This is a genomic window from Okeania sp. KiyG1 (genome assembly GCF_014132355.1).
Lineage (GTDB): Bacteria > Cyanobacteriota > Cyanobacteriia > Cyanobacteriales > Microcoleaceae > Okeania.
This window is the reverse complement of sequence record NZ_BLZO01000130.1, coordinates 1-24389: the sequence shown is the minus strand read 5'-3', so window position 1 is coordinate 24389 and position 24389 is coordinate 1. Positions and strand designations below refer to the sequence as shown.

Genomic DNA, 24389 nt, shown 5'->3' with positions numbered 1-24389 from the left:
AAATCAATTATTGCACAGAAACTATCGATTCTTTCCCCTCCTGGGAGGGGTTAGGGGTGGGTTCCCTACTCTCTCTTTTATGGAGATGTCTAATGATTATATTGTTTGAGTAGCAGCTTTTGAATATATTCAAGCAACTACTCAATAATGTTAGCTGATAACCTTTTTATTCTCCTAATACCATTTCTCCATGAAGAGGTACTGATAAATCCAGAGCCTTGAAATACTGAAGTTTATCTTTTTTATCCTCTTGAAAGGGGAGGCTTGAAACCTTCTTTTTTGGTCATTAAATTTAATTGTCTTATTGGTAGAGTTTATCATGATGATGGAAGGATTAGTGAAAATGTAGTTTATGCGGAAATTGGCAGAAATTCAGATGGAACAATTAAGTATGCTTATCCTATTGTTGAGCCTAAAATAAACTATAAATAAGAGGTCAAAATGAATAAAATTAAGCAATTTAAACTAAGATTAGGTCATAAAAATATAGAAAATTTTACTACTCCTCCTGATGATCCTTTAGGGGAGTTATCTGACTTTGAATTAGGGTTAAGGAAGTTTTGTTATGAGTTTAATCGTCAAGTTATTGTAGAAATTGGGCAAACTAAGTTTAAGGTCTTTTTAGATCCTGATATTTGTATCTTATTGGAGGATAGATTCACTGAACAAATAGGAGAGTTAGAACAGGATAAAATCATGGGTTTAGATTTCGTTGAAAGTTATTGGTGTAGAATAAAGTTTGTTCCTGTTGATACGCAAATTAAATGTTATTTAAAAGAGCTTAATTATTATTCTCAGGAATCATTAATTATATTGAATAAACAACAGGTTTTGACTGAATTAAAGCAATTTTTAACTGAATTAATGAGTCTAGCAGTTAATCAAGGTTATATTAGTTTACAAGATAGGGATGAGTTTATTAAACCTGCTTTTGTTCAATCAGAGGTACTAAGATAGTCTTTCATTAATTGATAATTGATAATTGATAATTGATAATTGATAATTACCTCTGGTTAAAACTGTCCTTAATTGAATATAAGGAAACATTATTTCTTCTCTTGGTTGATTGGATATGGCGAGGAGACCCGCTCTTATCAGAGCCGCTCCGCTTTATATGTTGCGGAGCAAAACGCCATCCCTCGACCGCTTTTTTTCCCCTTAAAAGGGGAGGCTTCAAGGCACGAATTATTTAATTATTAATTATTAATTATTCGGTAAGCATTTCCTCCGGAATGCTGCGCAAACAGCGGTCAGCTATTAGCTAGCCTCCTAGGTCGGAACTGCGTTAACAGCTATTAATTTTGGGGAAGGTAAAACCAATTTAGAACTTGAGAAAAAATAAAAAGTTACTGCTAAAATCCCAGGACAAAACCTGAGAAATAATTAGGGTCTGCTGAAAAAGTCTTTTAGTAGGGGTAGGAGACAGGATAAATGAGAATTTAGAGGAGGTATAAGAAAGAATTTTCCCTTGATTGTTCTGCCCAACTATGCGCCTAATATCATGTCCGGTTGAATACTTATTATTAAGATAGTAGGGGAGTAGGGGAGTAGGGGAGTAGGGAAAATAGAAAGATTTATTGTTTAAGCACTCGTGATAAGTTTTTTCATCACGCTCTTATCCGGACATGATATAAAATACTAATTTTTTGAGCTTTTTAGACTGAAATAGGCGCACTTTTTTCGACTCCAAAAAGGCTAAAGTCTTTATCTGTAAATATGTTGATAATTAATCAGCAAGCCCTAATTATTTTTTATGTCCTATCAAATGATTAAATTGAATGTGATTTGGAGAGCTAATTTTTAACATATTTTCTGGAGTATCGTGGATATTAGCTTTAGATTCATATCGTGTTTTACTCTTAGGAATTTTGATATTCTTAATACTGACAAAACGATATTTATAATCATCAAGAAAATCTTGTTTCTCCCAAAATGACTTACCAATTGCTTGACAATATTCAACAAAACACTGCGCCCCTTTTAGTTGCTGGATAATCTCTTTTTCTTTAGATGTCTTTTTTCCTCCCTTCATTTCAATAAAGACGATAAATTTTCCTTTTTCGATAATATCGGCAATAATGGCAAAATCTGCACGTTTGCATTCACCCCGGTTTGCCTGGAAAATTTCTTTTGGTGCGCTAAAAGTATCCACCTTAATCACAATAACTTCATCATCATCGGGCATTCCATAAATAGTTACAGTGTAGTTATCACAATCTTCTGTTAGTTTGACGATATTCTTCTGATATTCGGATTCTAATGCTACTGTAGCTTCCGGTTGAATCATCCTTTTAAGGATATCAATATCAGAATCAACCATCAATCTTCGCCCCAGGCGATCGCTTCCTGAATTCGATTCATTTCTTCAATAGTTGTATCAAAACTACGAGCTTCAATACCCATTTCCGGGTCAATATTTGCTAGGGTAAAAGTTGGGCACTTAATTTTTCTTTTATAACCTTTTGGTTGCATAAGTTTTTCTTCCGCAATATATACCTTAATCTTTTCAGCAGATATTAATTCTTCTTTTTGATAACCCTCCTCCTCAGCAATGCGCTTAAGATGAGGTTTATCGTGATTCAGCATAATTAGGGTATTCAATTCTTTGATAATGTAATCACTATGAGTAGTAATAAAAACCTTGATTCCCAGATTAATAAGTCGAGCAAATAGTCTAGCAACACGACGCTGGTTTTCGGGATGTAGGTTTAACTCTGGTTCATCTACCATCAGTAAGTCCCCAGGTTGAGCTTCGTGTTTTAGATAAAAACCAATATCTAGTAAGGAACGCACAGCGCTAGAACTTTCAAGCATAGACAGTTTTGGAGGTCGTTTCCCTTGTTTCGGCATATAATAAAGTTGGTCACTGGGAGTAACTGTATACTCACCTCCAATAATATCGGCGAAATCATTCAAAACTTCAGGATAGTCATTATAAAGAAAACTACGTTGTTTGGAAATTGTCTCTAGTTCCCGTGTAAACTCTACATTTTCTTCAACTGGAAGTGGATAATCTTGATATCCTCTAAATAAAATCTCTCTTGGATTAATCCTATAATCTGCCTGACCTATTTTTTTAAGCAAACGGTTGCGGGTAAAATCTAACTCTTTGCGAAAAATAGCAGCACCTGTTCTTTCTGCACTAGCGATGAAAGGTTTAGGAAAAAGTTGAGAAAAAATAATTTCTTTGAGAGCTTCTGTAATAAAATGATTAAGAACCTCAGTAGGAATTTTCACTTTTTCTTGTTCAACTAGAAGCACCACAACTAATTCTGTACTATCATCATTTTTATTCAGTGAAAAAAGTTCTACACCTGGGAACATGATTTGATGCTCAAATTGAGTCTTCAAATTAATGTTATTTGTATCAACGATGATATCAAATTTTGTTTTTTTGAATCGTTCAGGCGTTGCTGCAAAAATAGTTGGTAATTCCTCGGTATATGCCTGACAACCTTTCGCAACAATTTGTTGAGTCTGTTTAATATATTCTTGTATCTCAATACGAATCACACCTTCAGATAGTAATTGCTGAATTTTATCGTCAACATCAATAGTAAGTATCTGTTCCCAAGTAGACAAAAATCCAAATAAGGCATAAGTAGCGTAAGTCTTGCCAGTATTGTTACCTCCACAAATAATCGTCAGATCGGCAAGAGTAAATTCAGCTTGCTTTAATACGCCAAGATTTTGGATTTTAATTTTCATTCTTTTAATTCCTAAAAATGGTTTTTAGCTCCGCATTCGGCAGGAAAACTTCGATCGCTCCTAGTGCAGGATGGCGGAAATAACTTACCAGTTACAAAATCCTAAAACAATTACAAATTAATACTTTTTACTTTTGACTTTTTACTTTTGAATTCAATGATTTGATGGTTTGAGTAATACCACTTTCCCATCTGGTAAACTAATATTTTCAGGTAATTTTTCAGGTAACTCTGGCAAAGTATCTATTTGACTATTCAACGGATAATTTAACAGCTTTAATAGAGGAGTTGCCATTTGCAAAACCTCCTCTTTTTGGGAATCGGTGAGAATATTAACCCACTGTGCCAATTGACCTTTTCTGATATGATTAGGACTATCTTGTTTCATGCTATTCAATGATACTTTTTCTTTAATTTCATCTCTAGCTTTTTATCTAATTCAATTTCCAAATATTCTAATATTTTTCTAGCTCTAGGTCAAAATCATCTAGCAATCTTTCATAGAAAACAAAGTGAATATTCAAATATTTCTGATGTTTTAAATATCCCCCCACATGATTCATCCAGTCAGAAATAATCGTGGTCAGATTGTTAATCAAATAACTTTCTGGGTTAGTTTCATCAACAATCAAAAAAGGATAAAATCTTTGCATATAAGGAGAAAATACAAAATTAGACCAAGAAACCAATACATCTCTAGGGTCACGAATAATGTATATTAACTTGTCAAATTTTTTGATGATTTTTAACACACTATCGCTCATTTGGGAATGAGTCCAAACTAAAGTAGAACTGTGAATATAATCATCTAAATCATCAACTGGATATCTAAATATATTACCTATTCTATAAGATACAGAATTTCTTGTAATATCTAAAAAATTAATATTAACTTGCTCTTTTACCTGATTAACATCCCAAGTTTTAGCAATTTCATATATAGGTTGATTTTGAATAAAACTTTCATATTTAATACTGCTATAATCAATAATATTATGTAAGATTGTATGTAGCCAAAAATTGCCACTTTTAGGTAACCCAATTTTTATAATGTGCATTTTCAGTCCTGAATTAATCGCTGTCAAAAATATAAATTATATCACTTATGCTATAGGATATTCTGGCACAATTGATTTTATATTTGGTTCATCTTTATATTTTAATCAATGATTTATCTAGCCTTGTAATAAGGATGTATATCAATGCTACAACCACCATCTACATAAAGAATTTGCCCAGTAATATAACCTGCTTCTTCTGAAAAGAAAAAACCAATAGCTGCAGCGACCTCCGAAGGTTTGCCAGCACGTCCCATTGGTATCCCACTTATTAAGCGCTTTTCCTCTTCACTTCCTGCTGAAAAAATACTTCTAGCCATTTTTGTTTCTATTTTTGCAGGAGCAACAGCATTAACAGTTATCCCACTCTTGACAAATTCCAACGCCCAGGTGCGAGTAAAACACATCATTCCTGCTTTAGCTGCAGCATAACTGGTGCGATATGGCACTCCCAAACCAGCAATACTAGAAACATTAACAATACGACCCCACTTTTTCGCCTTCATTGATGGCACCACTGCTTGAACAGTTTGTATCGCAACACGCAAATGTAAGTCAATAACTGCCTCGAAGTTATCCAGTGTAACCTCCTCTAATGGTTGTGGGTGTACTATTCCTACATTATTAACTATTCCATCAAAAGAATATTGCTTGGTTAAATTAGCCAGAATTTCTGTTGTAGCATCGCGATCGCTTAGATCGACTGTAAAAAATTCACCAGGAAAGGTCTTTTCGGGGACATGACGTGCCAGGCCAATTACTAGGTGTCCTTTTCTCGCCAGGTATTCTGCTGTAGAGAAACCTATTCCCCGACTTGCACCAGTAATTAAGGTTATATGTTGTTGTGTCATTTTTCTTGAGAGTAAAATAATATTTATCTTGCCTTGTAATAAGGGTGTATATCAATGCTACACCCACCATCTACAAAAAGAGTTTGCCCAGTAATATAACCTGCTTCCTCTGAAAAGAAAAAGCCAATAGCTGCTGCTACTTCCGAAGGTTTACCAGCACGCTTCATTGGTATCCCACAAATTAAGCGCTTTTCCTCTTCACTTCCAGTTGGAAAAATGCGCCTACCAATTTCTGTTTCTATTCTCCCAGGAGCAACAACATTAACAGTTATCCCACTTGACACAAACTCCAAAGCCCAAGTGCGAGCCAAACTAATCATTCCAGCTTTTGCTATAGTATAACTGGTGCGGTCTTGCGCTCCCAAAGCAGCGATACTGGAAATATTAACAATACGACCCCACTTTTTCGCCTTCATTGATGGCACCACTGCTTGAACAGTTTGTATCGCAACACGCAAATTTAAATCAATAACAGCCTCGAAATTATCCAGTGTTACCTCCTCTAGTGGTTGTGGGTGTACTATTCCTACATTATTGACAACTCCATCAAAAGAATATTGTTTCGTTAAATTAGCCAGAGTTTCTGTTGTGGCGTGGCGATCGCTCAGATCGACTGTAAAAAATTCACCAGGAAAGGGTTTTTCTGGAACGTGACGTGCAAGACCAATTACCAGATGTCCTTGTTTGGCTAGGTATTCTGCTGTAGAAAAACCTATTCCCCGACTTGCACCTGTAATTAAAGTGATGTGTTTTTCTGTCATTTTTCTGGATAGTAAAATAATTTATCAAAATAACATAGGTCTAAAACCCCGCCTTGACTGGCGCAATATTTTTGGAGAGTTGCTCACCCATCCCCTACTTCCCCTCCCTCCACGGTCGGGGTTAGGGGTGGGTTGGGAGGGGTTAGGGGTGGGTTGACTTCTGACTTCTGACTTCTGACTTCGTTATCTTGCCTTATAATAAGGATGTGTATCAATGGTACAACCACCATCTACAAAAAGAGTTTGCCCAGTAATATAACCTGCCTCTTCTGAAAAGAAAAAGCCAATGCTTGCAGCTACCTCCGAAGGTTTACCAAAACGTCCTATTGGCACCCCACTTAAATAGCGCTTTTCCACTTCACTTCCTGATGGGTAATAATATCTAAATAATTCTGTATCAATAGGCCCAGGAGCAACAGCATTAACAGTTATCCCACTCGATACCAACTCCAAAGCCCAAGTGCGAGTTAAACTAATAATTCCGGCCTTACTGACAGCATAAGTGCCACGGTTTTGCGCTCCCAAAGCAGCGATACTGGAAATATTAACAATACGACCCCACTTTTTTGCCTTCATTAATGGCACCACTGCTTGCACAGCTTGGATAGCAACACGCAAATTTAAGTCAATAACTGCATCGAAATTATCAAGTGTTATTTCTTCTAGTAGCTCTGGGTGTGCTATTCCTACATTATTGACCACTCCATCAAAAGCATACTGCTTGGTTAAATTAGCCAGAGTTTCTGTTGTAGCATCGCGATCGCTCAGATCGACTGTAAAAAATTCACCAGGAAAGGTCTTTTCGGGGGCATGACGTGCCAGGCCAATTACTAGATGTCCTTTTTTTGCCAGGTATTCTGCCGTAGAGAAACCTATTCCCCGACTTGCACCAGTAATTAAGGTTATATGTTGTTGTGTCATTTTATTTCAGACTTAGAGGTTGTCTGAGAAGTCCCATTTGCTAAATCCAAGCCCCCGCGCATCCCCCAATTTTGGGGGACTTTTAGATGCTAAATCCAAGCCCCCGCGCATCCCCCAATTTTGGGGGACTTTTAGACGCAAATTGACTCTTGTCCCCCCCAATTTTGGGGGACTTTTAGACGCAAATTGACTCTTGTTCCCCCCAAAGTTGGGGGGCTAGGGGGGCAAAATTCAGAATCAAAAAACTTTTCAGATATGCTCTTAAAATAATAGCTCTAATATTAATAAATTGATATATTTTGGCAACTTTAGATCGATTTTTAATCAAAAGCCAACCCAGGGAAATATATCATAGATAACTAAAACCTCCTTCTTACTTCTTCCTTCCTTCTGCTATAAATTAATTGCTAGAACCCTAGTTTTTCTATCAAAAATAATATGAATAGTTTAGATAAAAAAATTAAAACATTAGTAGATTTATTACAAAACAGAGCTATCGAAAACCCCAAACAAATAGCTTATACCTTTTTAGTAGACGGAGAAACAAACACAATTAGCCTCACCTATCAACAACTAGAACAACATTCACGGGCGATCGCTGCCTATCTCCAATCAGTATGTCCACCAGGAGAACGTGCTTTACTCATCTATCAACCGGGACTAGAGTATATTAGCGCCTTTTTTGGATGTCTTTATGCTGGAATTATTGCAGTTCCCGCCTATCCCCCTAGACCAAATCGCTCCCTGGCCCGCATTCAAACAATTATTAGAGATACAGAGGCCAAAGTAGCTCTAACAACTAAATCTATCATTTCCACCCTAGAACGTCGCGCCTCAGAAACCCCAGAATTGAATAATTTAGGTTGGTTAGCTACTGACCATATTCCAGACAATTTTGCAGAAAAATGGCTTGAACCTAATATCAACGAAAATACCCTTGCCTTCCTTCAATATACATCCGGTTCCACAGCCACACCAAAAGGGGTAATGATTACTCACCACAACCTTTTGCATAACTCTAGTCTGATTCATCAATGTTTTGGACATTCTGTAGAAAGCAAAGGAGTAATCTGGCTACCTCCCTATCACGATATGGGTTTAATTGGTGGAATAGTACAACCTTTATATGGAGCATTTCCAGTAGTTTTAATGTCTCCGTTAATGTTTCTCCAAAGTCCGGTGCGCTGGCTACAAGCTATTTCTCAACATCAAGGGACTACCAGTGGTGGACCTAACTTTGCTTACGATCTGTGTGTCCGTAAAATTAAAGCCGAACAGATTCAAAATTTGGATTTAAGTAGTTGGGAAGTAGCATTTAACGGTGCTGAACCTATTAGTGCCCAAGTTTTAGAAAGATTTGCCAAAACTTTTGAAGTTTGTGGTTTCCGTCGAGAAGCTTTTTATCCTTGTTACGGGATGGCAGAAGCTACTCTGATAATTTCTGGAGGCGATAAATTTGCCCCACCAGTTCAAACTACTATTGCGACTAACGCATTAGAACAAAACCAGATCGTCTTAGTTTCTGAAACAGAAGGAACAAAAACATTAGTAGGTTGTGGTCAAGCTTTGCCAGACCAACAGATTAAAATTGTCCATCCAGAAAAATTAACTCTCTGTGCTGAAGGTGAAGTTGGAGAAATTTGGGTTTCTGGACCAAGTATTGCTGAAGGTTATTGGCGCAAACCAGAGGAAACAAAGCAGACTTTTGAGGCTTATTTACCTGAAGCTCCTGGGAAATATCCATTTATGAGAACTGGAGATTTAGGGTTTATAGAGGGTGGGGAATTATTTGTGACGGGTCGTCTGAAGGATGTGATTATTATTAATGGTCGGAATCATTACCCTCAAGACATTGAATGGACAGTTGAGCAAAGTCATCCCATGATTAGACCAGGTTGTATTGCTAGCTTTTCTTTAGAGGTGGCAGGAGAAGAACGTTTAGTAGTAGTGGCTGAGGTGGAACGTAATTTTCGGGAAGTTAGTCGGCGTAATGGCAAGTCTGGGACGGAAAGTTCCAATTCTTCTGAGGATTTAATGAAGTCTATCCAACGAGTTATATCAAGGAATCACGACTTACAGACTTATAGGGTATTATTGCTTAAGCCAGGAGCTATTCCTAAGACTTCTAGCGGGAAAGTTCAGCGCTATGCTTGTCGTGATGGCTTTTTGACAGGAACTTTAAAGGTATTTGAATAATTACTTTTGACTTCTGTAGGGGTGATTCGCGAATCACCCCTACAAACTTCTAACTTGCCCGTAAAGCTATTATAAATGCTCAAAGTTAGTCAGGGATTACTTCTGACTTTTAACTTTTGACTTGATTTAACTTCTAACTTTTGACTTTTGACTTTTAACTTTTGACTTGATTTAACTTCTAACTTTTGACTTTTGACTTTTAACTTTTGACTTGATTTGAAGATAGCTCCTTCTTCCTACTTCGTATAAGATAATTGCACATAACCATCATGGCTTCCCCAGCGTTTTTTTGGGGTGGTCAATCAGTTGAAATAGTTAGCTATTTCAGGTAATTGTTACAAGTCAAAATCTCATCCAAGTAATTCGGAAACTTGATTTTTGATTTTTAGAGGATATCTGAAAAGTTGTTTAATACTGAATTTTGCCCCCTATCCCCCTAATTCTGGGGGGAACAAGAATCCATGAACTGGTAAAAGTCCCCCAATTTTGGGGGATTTAGGGGGCGAGTGATGTACCATAAGGGACTTCTCAAACGACCTCTTAGAGGGATTTTTTGACCCCAATATATGCTATTGCCTATAAGCTACTAGAAAAAACTGAGTTATGAGCAATTTTAACGTGGTGCAGGAGTGAACAATGAAACTGTTGAACCAGCTTACGAATGAGAAAGACAGCCAACATCTGTCTTTAGTGAAAAACGATCCAGACCCTGCCTTGCAAGTCCCACAATTATCTCCATCTACGGAAACTATTAAGTCCTGGTTGATATCCCAATTGGCCGAACGACTAGAACTTAATACCAATGAGATAGATATTGAGCGGGATTTTATTGATTATGGCCTCAACTCAATTGAAGTGGTCAATCTTTCTGGAGAACTAGAAAATCTCCTCGGTCGGCGACTTCCTCCAACTCTATTATTGGATTATCCTACTATTGAGGCTTTAGCTGAATATTTAGTGGAGGATACCACCCAGGATACAGGGCCAAATATTCACAAAAAATTAGAAGATGAGGCTGAGGTCTCAACTTCTAATCCAACTATTGAAACTGAAGAAATTCCTTTAGAATATTATAACTTCGACCTGTACCCAGAATATCTGCAACTGCAAAAGCAAATGGCAGAAATTAATGCTACAGGTATTGGTAATCCGTTTTTTATACCTCAAGAAGGGATTAATAATAATACCACAGTTATCGATGGTAGGGAATTGGTGAATTATGCCACCTACAATTATTTAGGTATGTGTGGCGACTCCTCAGTATCTAATGCAGCAAAGGAAGCTATCGATCGCTATGGTACTTCTGTTTCTGCCAGTAGGTTATTATCAGGAGAAAAGCCATTACATCAGGAATTAGAAAGAGAAATTGCTGATTTTATAGGCGTTGAGGATAGTATTGTTTATGTTGGCGGTCATGCGACTAATGTAACTACTATTAGTCATTTGTTTGGGCAAAATGATTTAATTCTCCATGATTCTTTGAGCCATAATAGTATTTTCCAAGGCTGTTTATTATCGGGAGCAACTATTATTGCTTTTCCTCATAATGACTGGCAAGCTTTGGATAGGTTATTGAGCGATCGCCGTCATCGTTATAAACGGATACTTATTGCTATAGAAGGTGTATATAGTACAGATGGTGATATTCCAGACTTACCGAAATTTATAGAGATTAAACAACGTTACAAAGCTTTTCTGATGGTAGATGAGGCTCATTCTATCGGTACCATTGGCAGCCATGGTAGGGGTATTAGTGAGTATTTTGGGGTCAACCCCAATGATATCGATCTATGGATGGGTACATTAAGTAAATCTTTTGCTAGTTGTGGTGGTTATATTGCTGGAAGCAAAGCATTAGTAGAATATCTTAAATATACTTCTCCAGGATTTGTCTATAGTGTAGGTATTTCCCCACCAGATGCAGCATCAGTATTAGCAGCTATTCGTTTGTTGAAGGCGGAACCTGAAAGAGTGACACAATTGCAAGAAAGGTCTCGACTATTTTTGGAATGCGCTCGCGAACTAGGTTTGAATACTGGTATGAGTAAAGATTCTCCGGTCATACCTATTATTGTGGGTGAGTCTATTAAGTCTGTACTATTATCCCAAAATTTATTTAAGCGGGGAATTAATGTACCGTTTATGTTTTATCCATCTGTGCCACACAATGCAGCTAGACTGCGCTTTTTTATTACTTGTCATCACACAGAGGAACAAATTCATTTTACTATAGATGCTCTTGCTGAAGAGCTGAGGAAAATGAATATTTAATAGCTAATAGCTAATTAGGACTTACGCATAAACGCTATTTGTAGTGGAGTGGCACACCTAAAATGGTGCATCGGGTAGGGGCGGGTTCCGCGTTAAGTTAATGGTTTTACCCAAAGCTGGTGAACCCGCCCCCGCACCAATAATCGCTCTGCACAGTTTTAGCTGTGTTACGCCAGTAGGGGCGGGTTCCGCGGTAGGGGGCGGGTTCCGCGGTAGGGGCGGGTTCCGCGGTAGGGGCGGGTTCCGCGGTAGGGGCGGGTTCCGCGTTAAGTTAATGGTTTTACCCAAAAGCTGGTGAACCCGCCCCCGCACCAATAATCGCTCTGCACAGTTTTAGCTGTGTTACGCCAGTAGGGGCGGGTTCCGCGGTAGGGGGCGGGTTCCGCGGTAGGGGCGGGTTCCGCGGTAGGGGCGGGTTCCGCGGTAGGGGCGGGTTCCGCGTTAAGTTAATGGTTTTACCCAAAAGCTGGTGAACCCGCCCCCGCACCAAGTTAAGTTAATGGTTTTACCCAAAAGCTGGTGAACCCGCCCCCGCACCAAGTTAAGTTAATGGTTTTACCCAAAAGCTGGTGAACCCGCCCCCGCACCAAGTTAAGTTAATGGTTTTACCCAAAAGCTGGTGAACCCGCCCCCGCACCAAGTTAAGTTAATGGTTTTACCCAAAAGCTGGTGAACCCGCCCCCGCACTAACACTAACACACCAAAACCCTATATCTATTGTCAGTGCGTAAGTCCTAATAGTTCCGATCTAGGAGACTTTTCAGTATGCGTAGCAAACTTATAAATGAAATGAAAGATAAAAACTGGTTCTCTCGTTTTAGGTATCTCTGTTTATTTTTGGCAACTATTGTAGTTTTGATAAGTGGCCAAAGAGCTTTAGCTAATGGTGTTGATAGTGCCAATAGTTTTGCTGCGGTAGATAATATCTGGCTGTTATTAGCAGGTGCTCTAGTATTTTTTATGAATGCTGGTTTTGCTCTCTTGGAAGCTGGTTTATGTCGCAAGAATAACTCTATTAATGTCTTAGCGAAAAACTTAATTGTTTTTTGTGTGGCAGCGATCGCTTTTTGGTTTTTTGGTTTTGGTTTAATGTTTGGGGATAATCAATATCATTCTTGTGGAGAAAATGTTAATCAAAATGAACAGAAAATAGTAACTTATTGGGGGCATTTTTCTCCAGGAACTGAATATAATGAGTCTGAGCAAAAGTCACAATTTATTCTACTGCCAAAAAAAGATAATCCACTAGGTTTTCCTGAAGAAGGATTTTCTTGTTTGCAGAGCGAATGGAAAAATCGCTCTATAGCATCTCTGTTTTTTTTTCAATTAGCATTTGCTGCCACCGCAGCTACTATTGTTTCTGGAGCAGTAGCAGAAAGGATTAGTTTTTGGGCATTTTTCTGGTTTAGTTTTATTTTAGTAGGATTTTTATATCCTATTACTGGTCATTGGGTATGGTCAAAATATGGTGTGCTCAGACAAGCATTAAATTTTAAAGACTTCGCAGGGTCTACTGTTGTTCATACTGTGGGAGGAACTGCTGCTTTAGCTGGTGCTATTCTACTTAAACCAAGATGGAATCGCTTTGGATATGACCCCCATGAAGATTTAGATCGTAGTGTAGCACGGGAAAAGTTGCCTTCTGAGTTTGAACAGCAAAACTATTTTACTTACCCAAGCGATTTAACATCTGCTACCCTTGGATGTTTCATACTTTGGTTAGGTTGGTTGGGTTTTAATGGTGGTTCTGCACGGGAGCTACAAGATGTCGGTCATATCATTATAGTAACTATAATGTCCGCAGCAACGGGTGGTATAGTTGCCATACTATCTACTCCTATAACTGCTTTATGGTCTCAAACATTTGAAAAAAATCCAGAAACAGGAAAACCCGAACTTTTATCGTTGATTAACGGTATTTTAGGTGGTTTAGTTGGAGTAACTGCTTCTTCTGCTTATATTGATGTTCCTATTGCTATTCTCATAGGTGCTGTTAGTGGATTCATTGTTACTTTAGGTAGCTTACTATTAAGGTTATGGAAAATTGACGATCCAGTAGGAGCTATTCCCGTTCATCTTTTTTGCGGATGCTGGGGTACTTTAGCAGTATCTTTGAGTCTTCAAGGTACTGAAGTATATCAGAAGAATGATAATGTTTTACGGCAACTAGGGAATCAAATATTAGGATGGTTAATTGTTTTTACTGTTGTTTTTGTTCTCAGTTGGATAGTCTGGGTAATTATTGGGGGAATTTTATATAGTTTTGATATGATTATTGGCAATTCCAGAGAGCTATCTAAAAAAGGAAATTTTTTGGCAAAAGTTCATAGGATAGCTAGACAAGGAATCAGAGTAACACCTGAACAAGAAAAAGAGGGGAGTGATGGTTTCTGGGTAAATCCTAAAAATCCTAAAAATCCTAGAGATGAGTAATTTTAACTAAATATCTGGATATGCTGGACAATTATCTTTACCGATTTTCTTAAGTGTACTGATTATCTTTTCTCTGTCTTGGCGCAATATAAGCATCTCAAATTCATCTTTAGACCAGTTTTCTAGTTGTTGTTTAATCTGAGGAAGTTGAAGATAATGCTCTGATATTTTACAATATAACTTAACAGCTTCTTGGTAATTATTGTTGCTGATTTGTTTTTTTGCTTCTTCCTCATAAAACTTATCTATTGGCTTTAATTTCTGGATAAAATTTTTTTTGTCTGTTTCATCCTCAAGTGAATAGGCAGGGCATTTATTTCCTGCTTTCTCTTGTTCCAAAATTTCATTAATCAACTTTCTTTTTTGTTCTATAGAAAAGCTACTATTTGGTGCAATTAACTTGTTTATATCTTGTTTGATTTGAGTTTTTTTTGCATATTTATCGGGAATAGAACACAAGGTTTTTATACCTGCATCAAATTTTTTATCATTCACTTTTTCCTCCCCATACTTGTGAAGTAATTCATAAAATTTTCCCTCAATTTCATCGAAATTAGGGCATTGCTGATTCAAACTTTCCCCCTGTCTAAATTTATTTATGGTTTCTAATTGCTCTTCTGAAGTTCCTGATGCTATTTTGCTATTTATTTCCTTTGGTAAATCATTACATATAGGAGGAGGTTCTGTAGCTCTCATGATAAATATGACAATAAGAGTAATGAAAATTCCAGGTACTAACAATAAAGAGAAAAACTTATAAATTTGATTAGGTCCTTGAGAATTATTGTTTCCATTTTGAGTAGGCATTCTGCCATTGTTGTTTGTTTCAGTTATATTTTGATTTGCTTGATAAATTTCCTGTATTGGTAGTCTTTCCTCATCAGATAAAGGATAATTGTCTAACAGCCAAACTCGGACTAATTCAACTTTGATTTTATAGCCTGTTTTATCTTCTTCTAAAAAGCCATATTCCACTAAATCTTTTCCCGCTTGCATTAAAGCCGATATTGGTATTTCTTCAGTTGGTTTTATAATCTTTAGTGGGTCTACGATGCCTCTTTTTTGAGCTTCTGCTACTGCACGAAAAAATAACTTTTCAGCTTCACTCAAAGGTTGTAGAAAGCCTTTTAATACCCCTCTTCCCCCTTCTATTACTTTCTCTTGACTTAAGCTTACATGGTTAGGATTTACTATTTTTATGTTTCGGGGATGGCAAAGTTCAAAAATAGATTTGCATAGCAGTTGCGTTAAAGAAGGATGCCCTTTTAAGAGTCTCCAAATAGCCTCAATAGCCTCTTGTTCATACTCTAGTGTTCCTTTAGCTAGTTCAGTAATTAGTTTTTTTGTACTCTTCTTATCCAGTTCTGTAACTGTTATGATTGATTTTGGGTTTTGTTTACAGAAACTTTCCAGATAGGTTATTTTTTTTACTGGCTTCCCAAAAACTAGGACAGCAAAGAGTCTATTTTCTTGCTCAATAGCTTTTTCTAATTTATCAAATAAGTCTTTTCCTTTTCCTTGAGAATATGTTTCTTCATCTTCTCCTAAAATGTCAAATTCATCTATGAGAAAAACCAGTTTTTCATCTGACAAATATTGATTAATAATCTTTGGTAAAAATTTCCCAAAAAAAGTATCTAGACTATTTGCTACTTTTTTTTCTTGTTCAGGAATTCCATAAATGTCTTCAATAATCTCCTCAGCAAGGTAATCTAATATTGTGGGAATTGGATATTTTTGCTTGCCTTGAAATGAAAAATGAACAAACTTAAATTTACCTTCAGATTCATTCATATTTTGAGGTAAACATTTGAGCAATGAAGTTTTACCGATACGTCTTTGTACTTCTAACAAAGTTATTTTTTTATTGTGTATTAAATTAGATTTTATTTGTTTAATATCTTGCTCTCTTCCATATAGCTGTTCTTGTTTTAAAATTGGCTTGCCAAAAATATAAGGACTTGCTTTGCGTTTATTATGGCTTGTATTCATTTAAAATAAAAATTTCTATATAATTTTATAGACCATTAGCAAAATAAGCATGAAATAGAAGATTAAAGCTATAGATGATTTATCCTGACAGAAAACCCTTCATTCCTCCCACTTTTTTGAGTAATAGATAGCATTTCAAGGACATAGATTAAATGGTAAACATTATCTTATCCTGTATAAAAATGCCACTTTTATCGGGTTTATAATTAAACTACACCATGATTATAACCTCATTAGTTGGATATTTCTGGTTGTTTAATCATTATGCGGTCGCATCCATCTTCCAAGGCTAATATTCCATATTTTGCCGAAAAAAGACTTTTGAGGAAATAATTCGTTGACTTTCTCTATTTCTGTTTCTAATGAAAGTTTATGTAATAACCAAAGTCGAAATAATTCAATTTTTACTTTATAGATAGGGGTTACGTTTTTTCCTAATTTTTGTTCTCCTATTTGTTGCAAAAATTTCAAATCAACTAAATGTTCTGCTGCTTTAGTTAATTCTTCTTTCATTTTTTTGGTAAGCTTTCCATGATGTCTTTCTAATATCACTAATGGATTAACGATATTTGATTTAGAGGATTTTGTAGCCTCTTTTTGAGCTTCAGCTACTGCATATAGAATTAATTTTTGCCTAGCAGATAAAACTTCTATAGTAGATAAAAAAGCAGCCTCACCTTTTTCTAAAGATTCATCTATAATCCCCTCTATATCCTGTCGAGTTACATTCCATCGGTCTAGATTTCTAGCTTGCTGAAATAAACTAAAACATAGTAGTTGAGTATAGTAAGGATGTCCGCCTGCTAATTCCCAAATTTTTTCAATTGCTTCAGGTTTATATTCAAGAATTCCCTCAGCAACCTCAGTAATTAAATTTTCAGTATCAGACTTATTAAGTAATCCTAATTCTTCGTGAGATACTTTTCCACCAAATAAATTACCGATAAATTCCAGACTATTTCCTCGTCTTCCTAAAAACAGAACAATAAATAATTTTTTCTCTCTATTAATTATTGAAGTTAAGAATTTGATAAACGGATTAATTTCACTACAACTATCGTCCCACAGAACATCAAACTCATCTAGGAGTAGAACTATATTTTTCCCCTCTAACCTATTGTAAATCTGTTTAAAAAAAATTCTAGTAAATCGTCGTGGCTTTGCTTTTATATCTTCCTGACTAGGAATAGTTATCGTGCTTCTAGATATTCCCAACCAATCAACTATATCCCTAGCAAAGTCATACAATATTTCATCCAAAGAATTATGATATTTACCTTCTAGAGAAAGTGGAACAAACATAAATCCATCTACACTAACAGACCGAGAAATATAATTTATGCACGAAGTTATACCAATACGTCTTTGCCCATGTAATACAGTTACCTTTGCCCTAGAAGTAAGTTGCTCTTGAATAAAACTTACAATTGTTTCTCGTCCAAATAAGTATTCTGGAGCATAAACTGGGCGACCAATAGTGTAAGGATTTTTAATCAAAGTCATTGAATTTTTCATCTTTAAGAACTAAATATGATTAGGTATTTACTATTCTTTTTCTTCTGACTTATTTGAAAGGTTAATTACTGGTATCATTTTCAAAATATTTTTTCCAATTTGCACAAAAAACGGTGCATTTTTTTAACTATCTTTGCTTGTTTCTCAGTAAACTTTATCCCAAATTTTTCAAACAATATTTTCTCTTCCCGAGGGTCGGAAATCTTTTCATCAAACAACTTTTGAACAATTAAATCTTGCATTAAAGAAGAAGAAAAATTATATTTTTCCTGGTCTGGGTTCTTATAGATCAGACCTTTTTGCTGTAAAATTTTCAGTTTATACCTATTTCTCTCAAATACTTTATCTTTATTATCAGCAGAATAACGCTTTCCACTCACCTCTCCTTCTGAATTATCAATTACAATCAACAGTAAAAGATTTTGTTCATCCGCAGTCAAATCTCTCCATATATCTTTCAATATCTTTTCAGTTTGTTCTTTAAATTCTGCTTTAAAAATATCAACATCAATATCTAGCTCCGAATCTCTCTTCAATTTAGAAAATGTACGACCTGCGTGTTGAAGTAATATAGGATATCCACCAGTCATTTCTAACACTTTTTCCTTCTGAATACTGTCAGGAATTGAAATGAAAAAATTCTCATTCGCAGGGTTAAAAAAATAATTATCAATATCATCCTGAGTAAAAGGTTTTAAATCTACATATATGTAATGATTATACCAAGGAGAGCCACCACGAGGAATCTCTGGTCCTAACTCATCCAATTTTTGGAACGCAGCAACAACTGTCGAGAAATATTTACCTTCTGTACTATGAACTGCTATATCCCGCAACCCACTTAAAAATGTCTGCATTTCTTTAGGTTTTTTTAGGTTATTAGTATAGTCTTCTTGTGTACCAACTATTCTATGATAGTCGTCTAATAGTAACAATAAAAATTTATCTCTTTTCCCAATCTCTCTAAGAATCTGTCGTATGTCTCTTACTTCTATTGTTTCTAATTTTAATACATCATCAATTTTGCTCTGTAAATCTTCATCACCTTGAGCTTCATTTTTTAACTCTTTTAACACTTCTTGCCAAAAACTCTGTGGTGTCAATGAAATCTCACAGTTGTGGTAAACAATCAAAGCTTTTGAAAAATTTAATTCTTTCTCTTCCCACTCTTCCCAATAATTAGGTGATTTTATATATTTAAGTAAAGATGTTTTACCTATGCCAAAACTACCAGAAATAGCAACATGACCGCGATCGTGAATTTGGTCAAAAATTGTGTATAGTTCTGATGTTCTCCCGACAAACTTTTCTGAAGGAACAGGTTCAGTAGGACAGAATTTAGCTGATTGCATAATTTAGATAAATTATTTTACTTTTAACTTTACTATAATTCTTAATTATATCAGAAGAGAATAGGGAACACTTAACCGGGAAAAAGCCAAAAAATCAAAGTATCTGAAAAAGGGATGAAAAAGGTTGAATTTTGATGATAGTTTTCAAGTTTCGGGCAGCAGACAGGAATCACAGATTTACAAGTATTATCCTTTTTTGAAATTTAATATTACTCTGACTCATCAAATATTGGTGGCCATAGTTCTGAAATTGATATCTCCCAACTTGATTCGGCAAGAGGTCTCTCGCTATAATCTACGATTTAACGGGAGGGAAATTGCTTGGTGGTAAATGAAACAGGTGTCGATTGCTGTTCAAATCTAGCGCTAAAGAGTAGTATAAAATTATGATAATTACTCATTGCTACAAAATTAAGCCCACCTGTGAACAGTCAGTCAAAATAGATTATTGGCTAGAACTATTACGAAGACATTGGAATTATGCTCTTGGTCAACGTTTAGACTGGTTGAATAGAACTAGGTGTCAAGTTGACAGTTGTTCATTAATTTCATGTCCTATTGGTGAAATTTCTAGTAGACCAGATTATTATTTTCAACAATCAGCACTTAAACAGACAAAACAGTTATTTCCTGACTACAAAGAAATATATTCAGAAGTCCAGCAAATTAACTTACAAAGACTAGATAAAGCTTGGAAACGTTGGCTAATACCCGATCGCTCTGGTAAACGTGGAGGAAGGCCAAGATTTAAAAAATCAGGGAAGTTAAGGTCATTGTGTTTTAGTAGAGTTAATCATTCCAAAGCAGTAATTAAATTTGATGGAAAACAAATAATTACTACGAGATTTGGTGCTATTCCAGTAATAGTTCATAGACCAATTCCAGATGGGTTTGCGATCAAAACTGCAACTATAACCAAAAAAGCTGACGGTTATTATGTAAGTTTTAGTTTAGAAGATAAGTCAGTACCTAGTTTAATTTCTACAGAAAATATCAAGACTGCTGTAGGCATTGATGTAGGCTTAAAAGAATTTTTAACTACTAATACTGGTGAGACTGTTTCTGTACCTAAATTCTATAGAAAGTCTCAATCGAATTTAGCAAGAAAGCAAAGAAAAGTATCTAGAAAAGAAATAGGGTCTAACAACTGGAAAAAGGCACAAAACAAAATAGCTAGATTACATCAACATATTCCCAGGCAAAGAGAAGATTTCCACTATAAGACTGCTCATAAATTAGTTAAACAATATGACATGATTGCAGTTGAAAACCTAAATATTAGAGGTTTAGCAACAAACACGAAACTATCAAAATCAATTTATGATGTAGCCTGGGGTACTTTTATAGAAAAATTGAATGCAGTAGCGGTAAAACGCGGCGTTCATGTCATTAAAGTTAACCCTCACAGTACATCACAAAATTGTAGCAATTGTGGTCAAAAAGTATCTAAAACTTTATCAGTTAGAACTCACTCTTGTCCTAAATGTAAAACAGTTTTAGACAGGGACGAGAATGCTGCAATTAATATATTAAATAAAGCGTTAAACGAGGTGGGTATCATCTTGTCTGCTTGTGGAGGCTTAGACATTGGTCAGCCCGTGAAACAAGAAACTTCTTTGGTTTGAGAAGCTCCCGTTATAATCTTCGATTTAACGGGAGAGAACTTCACAATAACGAACGCTCCGTGGCAAACTTTCTGCACTTACAAAAATTCAATTTGGTCTAATACCATGACTAAAACTTTATTTAAACTAGAAAACAGAACAGTATTAACTGGAGTCAGATGGGAAACTTATCAAGCATTATTGTTAGATTTAGCAGAAAATCCTAGTAAAAAATTGACCTACGACCAAGGTGCATTAGAAATTATGACTCCCTTACCAGAACATGAAATTAATAAAGGTTTTTTAGGGCGACTGGTACAAACAACTACAGAAGTATTAGGATTAGAAATATCAAGTATTGGTTCGACAACGTTAAGTCGAGAAGATTTGCAAAAAGGAATTGAACCAGATGAATGTTATTACATCACTAATGAGGCATTAGTACGAGGTCAAATTAAATTTGACTTTAATATAGATCCACCTCCAGACCTAGCAATTGAGATTGATATTACCAGCAGTTCCTTAGACCGTTTAACAATTTATGCTGCTTTAGGTATCAGAGAAATATGGAGATTTGATGGGAAAAATTTATTTATTTATTGTTTGTAAAATGGGAGTTATCAGGAGCAAGAACAGTCAAATGTTTTGCCAATTTTATCTAAATCAGTTATTTAAAACTTTCTCACTAGACGAGGGGAAAAAGGGGAAAATGCTTTACTTCGTGAGTTTCGTGAATGGTTACAAAACCTGTAGATAAATATGGACTCTACAATAATAATTTAATCAACTAAATCTATCAACTAAATATGTCAGAACAAAATATTATTACTATCGAGCCAGGAAAACGTAGTGGAAAACCTTGTATTCGAGGTATGAGAATAACTGTCTACGATGTACTTTCCTATCTAGCTGGGGGGATGACTTATGAAGAATTATTAGAAGATTTTCCCTATTTAACAAAACAGGATATTTTAGCTTGTCTTCGCTATGCTGCTGAACGGGAACAACAAACTTTAATAGTACCCAAATGAAACTTTTATTCGACCATAATTTATCGCCTCGTTTAGTTTCGCGTTTAGCTGATATTTATCCACATTCTAATCATCTTTATTTTTTAGGATTAGACCAAGCTAGGGATCAAGATGTTTGGCAATATGCTCGCGATCATCAATATATTATTGTCACTAAAGATGCTGATTTTTATGATTTGGTAATTTTGCTTGGTTTTCCACCTAAGTTAATCTGGATTAGGGTGGGAAATTGCACAACATCTCAAATTGAGATACTTTTACGTTCTCGATATGATGATATCGTAGCTTTGAGTCAAGATGCCAGTAATTCAGTTTTAGTTATATATTAAAAGGAGATAGCAGTGTACAAGTAGTGATTTTTGCATTTTTATCCCTTACTGTGAAAAGATTTTACTTATCAATATCACTACATCTACAGGACTACCAAGAAAATAAGGGTTGTGAGAAATCGTCTATCCTTATTAATTTTCTATATACCATAATGTTTGTCATTTGTCAAACTACAAATTGTCAAACAAAAAGGCAGGCCAAATGCCTACCTCAAACAAGATTTTATTGTTTAATTAACACTAGGACACTAGGATAAAACTGCCATCGCACTACTAATCAAAGTCTGAAAATTATCCGCAACAGCAGTAGTAATTCCACGAGTAAAAGGTAAACTGTCAATCACCATTACTAAACACAACAACATCATGTAGTAGATGGAATACTTAAAGAGCGATCGCGCCACATCTCTATTAGAAGGTTCTTTTAATAATAGCCAAGCTTTCTGGATAAAAACTCCACCGAGGAGAGTTGCTAATACTGCATAAAGCGCTCCACTCGTGTGCAATGGATAAACCAACAACAACGTCATCGGAATCAAAATCAGACTATAAACCCAAATTTGTTTAGCCGTTTCCTCATTTCCTTCAATTACAGGTAACATTGGCACGCCAACTTCCTTGTATTCATCGCGAATATATATTGCCAAAGCCCAGAAATGAGGGGGAGTCCAAATAACAATAATTGCAAAAAGTAACCAAGCTGCCCAACTCAATTCACCTGTAACAGCAGCCCAACCCACTAATGGAGGAATAGCACCAGCAGCACCGCCAATTACAATATTTTGTACGCTATGACGTTTTAACCAGTGGGTGTAAATACCAACGTAGAAAACTATTCCAGACATTGCCAACAGTGCAGCTAGTAAATTAGCAAATACTGTGAGCAAAGTAAATGATGTAGCTGCTAGAGTGAATGCAAAAATTAAAGCATCGCGGGGTTTGACTCTACCAGAGGGAATAGGACGCCAGCGAGTGCGTTCCATAATATAGTCAATATCGCTGTCGTAGATGCAGTTTATAGTGTTAGCTGCACCAGAAGCTAATGCACCACCTATTAATGTCACGAATAGTAGAAGGGGAGAGACTTCTCCTTTTGCTCCCAACCACATTCCGGCTGCTGTTGTAATCAGTAGCAGTAGAATAATTCTAGGTTTTGTTAGTTGATAATAGCTTTTAGCTACTTGTAGGATATTATCATGGCGTCGTGGAAGACGATGAGAAATAACTTCTTGCATAGATTCTTAGTTTGTTAATTTTCTGTTTTAACTGATTTTTTTTTCCGTGGTCTAAAGTTTATGGGCAGATAAAAACGGATATTAGTGCCAGTTAATTTTTGATGTTAGCCAGTTTGAAAAATTTAGTCCGGGTAATTTCAGTTATCAGTTATCAGTTATCAGTTATCAGTACCTCAAAATTCTTGTAGTGCGGGCATCTTGCCCGCTAGATGTCTACCTCACCTATAGCTGATAGTGTTGTAATTAGAGCTTCGTAGTAGGGTTCGAGCAATAAGATAGATAGGGCTAGAGCAACACTAGAAACAAAAATTTTTTGATCGCTCTAAAGATAACTAACCTTTCTATTCTAATAACTCACAAAAGAGGGGTATATTGCTGTATATTTGCTAACAATTAAGCCTTTGCAACTTGTCGATCGCGTAAAGCAATAACAGTAAATGCAACTAGAACTCCTAATAAAGCTGCTCCTACAGCTTGGTGAGATACGGTTAATAACTCAATTTGCAGACGTAACCGGAAGGTCATAACCCCCAAACCTATCTGAGCTAATACTAATAAACCAGCCCAGTTTGCTAAATTTCGCAGCAGCGGATGTAAGGCAGAGGTGCGCCACGCCATTACTACCAATGCTAATGTTGCTAAAGTCGGAGGAACAACGCCAGCAATATGACTATTCATTATTTGACAAAGTTCCGCCACTCCAAAACATTGATGCAGTGCCCACTGAGAAGCAACTAACCCACCGAGTAAACTTTGTAAGTAAACTAAAATTGCAGCAGTTAATCCTACCCAAGGTAGTTTACCAACATTACCCGTACCTGTGTATGGCATCATTGATATACCTATAACTAATAGAGTCATAAAATACAGCAAAGCAGTACCCAGGTGAGCGGTGACAATATCAAAACGTAACAGTTCTGTAACAGTTAATCCACCGAGTACGCCTTGAAAAACTATTAGTCCTAGAGCAAAAGTCGATGCCCAAGGTAGCCAACCAGGCAATTCTTGTCTATGCCACCATGATAAACCCATGAGAGCGATCGCGCCAAAGCCGATTAAACTTGCATCTAGTCGATGAAACCACTCTAAAAACACTTGCAGATTCATCTGTGCCATTGGTACTAATTTACCAT

At 36.1% G+C, this 24389-nt stretch carries 20 protein-coding genes; 8 read left to right on the top strand and 12 right to left on the bottom strand.

Annotation, left to right across the window (positions count from 1 at the left end; translation table 11 throughout):
- Positions 1-441 precede the first annotated feature (441 nt).
- The gene (locus tag SAGCYANO_RS31060) at positions 442-957 is read left to right on the top strand and encodes a hypothetical protein (protein ID WP_202223603.1); all 516 of its coding nucleotides are present in this window, start codon (positions 442-444) and stop codon (positions 955-957) included.
- A gap of 787 nt (positions 958-1744) precedes the next feature.
- Here the strand turns inward: SAGCYANO_RS31060 and SAGCYANO_RS31055 are convergent.
- The 7 genes from SAGCYANO_RS31055 to SAGCYANO_RS31025 all read right to left on the bottom strand — a co-directional run bounded on the left by SAGCYANO_RS31055 (position 1745) and on the right by SAGCYANO_RS31025 (position 7298).
- Positions 1745-2320, bottom strand: a complete 576-nt coding sequence (locus SAGCYANO_RS31055) for a hypothetical protein (protein ID WP_202223602.1) — start codon at positions 2318-2320, stop codon at positions 1745-1747.
- Positions 2320-3708 (bottom strand): AAA family ATPase, encoded by a 1389-nt coding sequence (locus SAGCYANO_RS31050; protein WP_202223601.1) that lies wholly within the window; start codon positions 3706-3708, stop codon positions 2320-2322. Before SAGCYANO_RS31050 ends, SAGCYANO_RS31055 begins: the two co-directional genes overlap by 1 nt.
- Positions 3709-3861: 153 nt before the next feature.
- Positions 3862-4104, bottom strand: coding sequence for a hypothetical protein (locus SAGCYANO_RS31045; RefSeq protein WP_202223600.1), 243 nt, complete (start codon positions 4102-4104; stop codon positions 3862-3864).
- Positions 4105-4162: 58 nt separating this feature from the next.
- A complete protein-coding gene (locus tag SAGCYANO_RS31040; protein ID WP_202223599.1) occupies positions 4163-4765 on the bottom strand; it encodes a sulfotransferase domain-containing protein in 603 nt (200 codons plus the stop codon).
- 113 nt (positions 4766-4878) lie between these two features.
- Positions 4879-5616, bottom strand: a complete 738-nt coding sequence (locus tag SAGCYANO_RS31035) for an SDR family oxidoreductase (RefSeq protein ID WP_202223598.1) — start codon at positions 5614-5616, stop codon at positions 4879-4881.
- 23 nt (positions 5617-5639) lie between these two features.
- Positions 5640-6377 carry an SDR family oxidoreductase gene (locus tag SAGCYANO_RS31030; protein ID WP_202223597.1) on the bottom strand — a complete coding sequence of 246 codons (738 nt, stop codon included), beginning with the start codon at positions 6375-6377 and terminating at the stop codon, positions 5640-5642.
- Between the two features lie 183 nt (positions 6378-6560).
- Complete coding sequence (locus SAGCYANO_RS31025; RefSeq protein ID WP_202223596.1) at positions 6561-7298, bottom strand: SDR family oxidoreductase; 738 nt, start codon at positions 7296-7298, stop codon at positions 6561-6563.
- A 438-nt stretch (positions 7299-7736) separates the two neighbouring features.
- Between SAGCYANO_RS31025 and SAGCYANO_RS31020 the strand changes: the two genes are divergently transcribed.
- The 3 genes from SAGCYANO_RS31020 to SAGCYANO_RS31010 all read left to right on the top strand — a co-directional run bounded on the left by SAGCYANO_RS31020 (position 7737) and on the right by SAGCYANO_RS31010 (position 14198).
- Positions 7737-9494: a fatty acyl-AMP ligase gene (locus SAGCYANO_RS31020; protein ID WP_202223595.1), complete on the top strand. Its 1758-nt coding sequence runs from the start codon at positions 7737-7739 to the stop codon at positions 9492-9494.
- A 636-nt stretch (positions 9495-10130) separates the two neighbouring features.
- The gene (locus SAGCYANO_RS31015) at positions 10131-11765 is read left to right on the top strand and encodes an aminotransferase class I/II-fold pyridoxal phosphate-dependent enzyme (RefSeq protein WP_202223594.1); all 1635 of its coding nucleotides are present in this window, start codon (positions 10131-10133) and stop codon (positions 11763-11765) included.
- Positions 11766-12530: 765 nt separating this feature from the next.
- Positions 12531-14198, top strand: a complete 1668-nt coding sequence (locus tag SAGCYANO_RS31010) for an ammonium transporter (RefSeq protein ID WP_202223593.1) — start codon at positions 12531-12533, stop codon at positions 14196-14198.
- A 6-nt stretch (positions 14199-14204) separates the two neighbouring features.
- Here SAGCYANO_RS31010 and SAGCYANO_RS31005 read toward each other — a convergent pair whose 3' ends face one another.
- From SAGCYANO_RS31005 to SAGCYANO_RS30995, 3 genes are all read right to left on the bottom strand, one after another.
- On the bottom strand, positions 14205-16190 hold the full coding sequence (locus SAGCYANO_RS31005; RefSeq protein ID WP_202223592.1) for an ATP-binding protein: 1986 nt from the start codon (positions 16188-16190) through the stop codon (positions 14205-14207).
- Positions 16191-16445: 255 nt separating this feature from the next.
- Positions 16446-17693 carry a hypothetical protein gene (locus tag SAGCYANO_RS31000; protein ID WP_202223591.1) on the bottom strand — a complete coding sequence of 416 codons (1248 nt, stop codon included), beginning with the start codon at positions 17691-17693 and terminating at the stop codon, positions 16446-16448.
- A gap of 92 nt (positions 17694-17785) precedes the next feature.
- Positions 17786-19057: an ATP-binding protein gene (locus tag SAGCYANO_RS30995; RefSeq protein ID WP_202223590.1), complete on the bottom strand. Its 1272-nt coding sequence runs from the start codon at positions 19055-19057 to the stop codon at positions 17786-17788.
- A 386-nt stretch (positions 19058-19443) separates the two neighbouring features.
- Between SAGCYANO_RS30995 and SAGCYANO_RS30990 the strand changes: the two genes are divergently transcribed.
- The 4 genes from SAGCYANO_RS30990 to SAGCYANO_RS30975 all read left to right on the top strand — a co-directional run bounded on the left by SAGCYANO_RS30990 (position 19444) and on the right by SAGCYANO_RS30975 (position 22021).
- On the top strand, positions 19444-20682 hold the full coding sequence (locus SAGCYANO_RS30990) for an RNA-guided endonuclease TnpB family protein (RefSeq protein WP_202223589.1): 1239 nt from the start codon (positions 19444-19446) through the stop codon (positions 20680-20682).
- Positions 20683-20787: 105 nt separating this feature from the next.
- Positions 20788-21270: a Uma2 family endonuclease gene (locus SAGCYANO_RS30985; RefSeq protein WP_237396873.1), complete on the top strand. Its 483-nt coding sequence runs from the start codon at positions 20788-20790 to the stop codon at positions 21268-21270.
- 197 nt (positions 21271-21467) lie between these two features.
- Complete coding sequence (locus tag SAGCYANO_RS30980) at positions 21468-21692, top strand: DUF433 domain-containing protein (protein WP_202223588.1); 225 nt, start codon at positions 21468-21470, stop codon at positions 21690-21692.
- On the top strand, positions 21689-22021 hold the full coding sequence (locus SAGCYANO_RS30975; protein WP_202223587.1) for a DUF5615 family PIN-like protein: 333 nt from the start codon (positions 21689-21691) through the stop codon (positions 22019-22021). Before SAGCYANO_RS30980 ends, SAGCYANO_RS30975 begins: the two co-directional genes overlap by 4 nt.
- Before the next feature lie 248 nt (positions 22022-22269).
- Here SAGCYANO_RS30975 and SAGCYANO_RS30970 read toward each other — a convergent pair whose 3' ends face one another.
- Both SAGCYANO_RS30970 and SAGCYANO_RS30965 read right to left on the bottom strand, forming a co-directional pair.
- Complete coding sequence (locus SAGCYANO_RS30970; RefSeq protein WP_202223586.1) at positions 22270-23256, bottom strand: heme o synthase; 987 nt, start codon at positions 23254-23256, stop codon at positions 22270-22272.
- A gap of 393 nt (positions 23257-23649) precedes the next feature.
- The coding region (locus SAGCYANO_RS30965) for a heme A synthase (RefSeq protein ID WP_202223585.1) at positions 23650-24389 on the bottom strand (740 nt) is incomplete at its 5' end.

Coding starts and splice junctions, on each gene's coding strand:
- SAGCYANO_RS31020 (WP_202223595.1), top strand. CDS start 7,737: ATGAATAGTTTAGATAAAAAAATTAAAACATTAGTAGATTTATTACAA.
- SAGCYANO_RS31055 (WP_202223602.1), bottom strand. CDS start 2,320: ATGGTTGATTCTGATATTGATATCCTTAAAAGGATGATTCAACCGGAA.
- SAGCYANO_RS31015 (WP_202223594.1), top strand. CDS start 10,131: ATGAAACTGTTGAACCAGCTTACGAATGAGAAAGACAGCCAACATCTG.
- SAGCYANO_RS30990 (WP_202223589.1), top strand. CDS start 19,444: ATGATAATTACTCATTGCTACAAAATTAAGCCCACCTGTGAACAGTCA.
- SAGCYANO_RS31030 (WP_202223597.1), bottom strand. CDS start 6,377: ATGACAGAAAAACACATCACTTTAATTACAGGTGCAAGTCGGGGAATA.
- SAGCYANO_RS31005 (WP_202223592.1), bottom strand. CDS start 16,190: ATGAATACAAGCCATAATAAACGCAAAGCAAGTCCTTATATTTTTGGC.
- SAGCYANO_RS31060 (WP_202223603.1), top strand. CDS start 442: ATGAATAAAATTAAGCAATTTAAACTAAGATTAGGTCATAAAAATATA.
- SAGCYANO_RS31050 (WP_202223601.1), bottom strand. CDS start 3,708: ATGAAAATTAAAATCCAAAATCTTGGCGTATTAAAGCAAGCTGAATTT.
- SAGCYANO_RS31040 (WP_202223599.1), bottom strand. CDS start 4,765: ATGCACATTATAAAAATTGGGTTACCTAAAAGTGGCAATTTTTGGCTA.
- SAGCYANO_RS31035 (WP_202223598.1), bottom strand. CDS start 5,616: ATGACACAACAACATATAACCTTAATTACTGGTGCAAGTCGGGGAATA.
- SAGCYANO_RS31010 (WP_202223593.1), top strand. CDS start 12,531: ATGCGTAGCAAACTTATAAATGAAATGAAAGATAAAAACTGGTTCTCT.
- SAGCYANO_RS30995 (WP_202223590.1), bottom strand. CDS start 19,057: ATGCAATCAGCTAAATTCTGTCCTACTGAACCTGTTCCTTCAGAAAAG.
- SAGCYANO_RS31025 (WP_202223596.1), bottom strand. CDS start 7,298: ATGACACAACAACATATAACCTTAATTACTGGTGCAAGTCGGGGAATA.
- SAGCYANO_RS31000 (WP_202223591.1), bottom strand. CDS start 17,693: ATGACTTTGATTAAAAATCCTTACACTATTGGTCGCCCAGTTTATGCT.
- SAGCYANO_RS30975 (WP_202223587.1), top strand. CDS start 21,689: ATGAAACTTTTATTCGACCATAATTTATCGCCTCGTTTAGTTTCGCGT.
- SAGCYANO_RS30980 (WP_202223588.1), top strand. CDS start 21,468: ATGTCAGAACAAAATATTATTACTATCGAGCCAGGAAAACGTAGTGGA.
- SAGCYANO_RS30985 (WP_237396873.1), top strand. CDS start 20,788: ATGACTAAAACTTTATTTAAACTAGAAAACAGAACAGTATTAACTGGA.
- SAGCYANO_RS30970 (WP_202223586.1), bottom strand. CDS start 23,256: ATGCAAGAAGTTATTTCTCATCGTCTTCCACGACGCCATGATAATATC.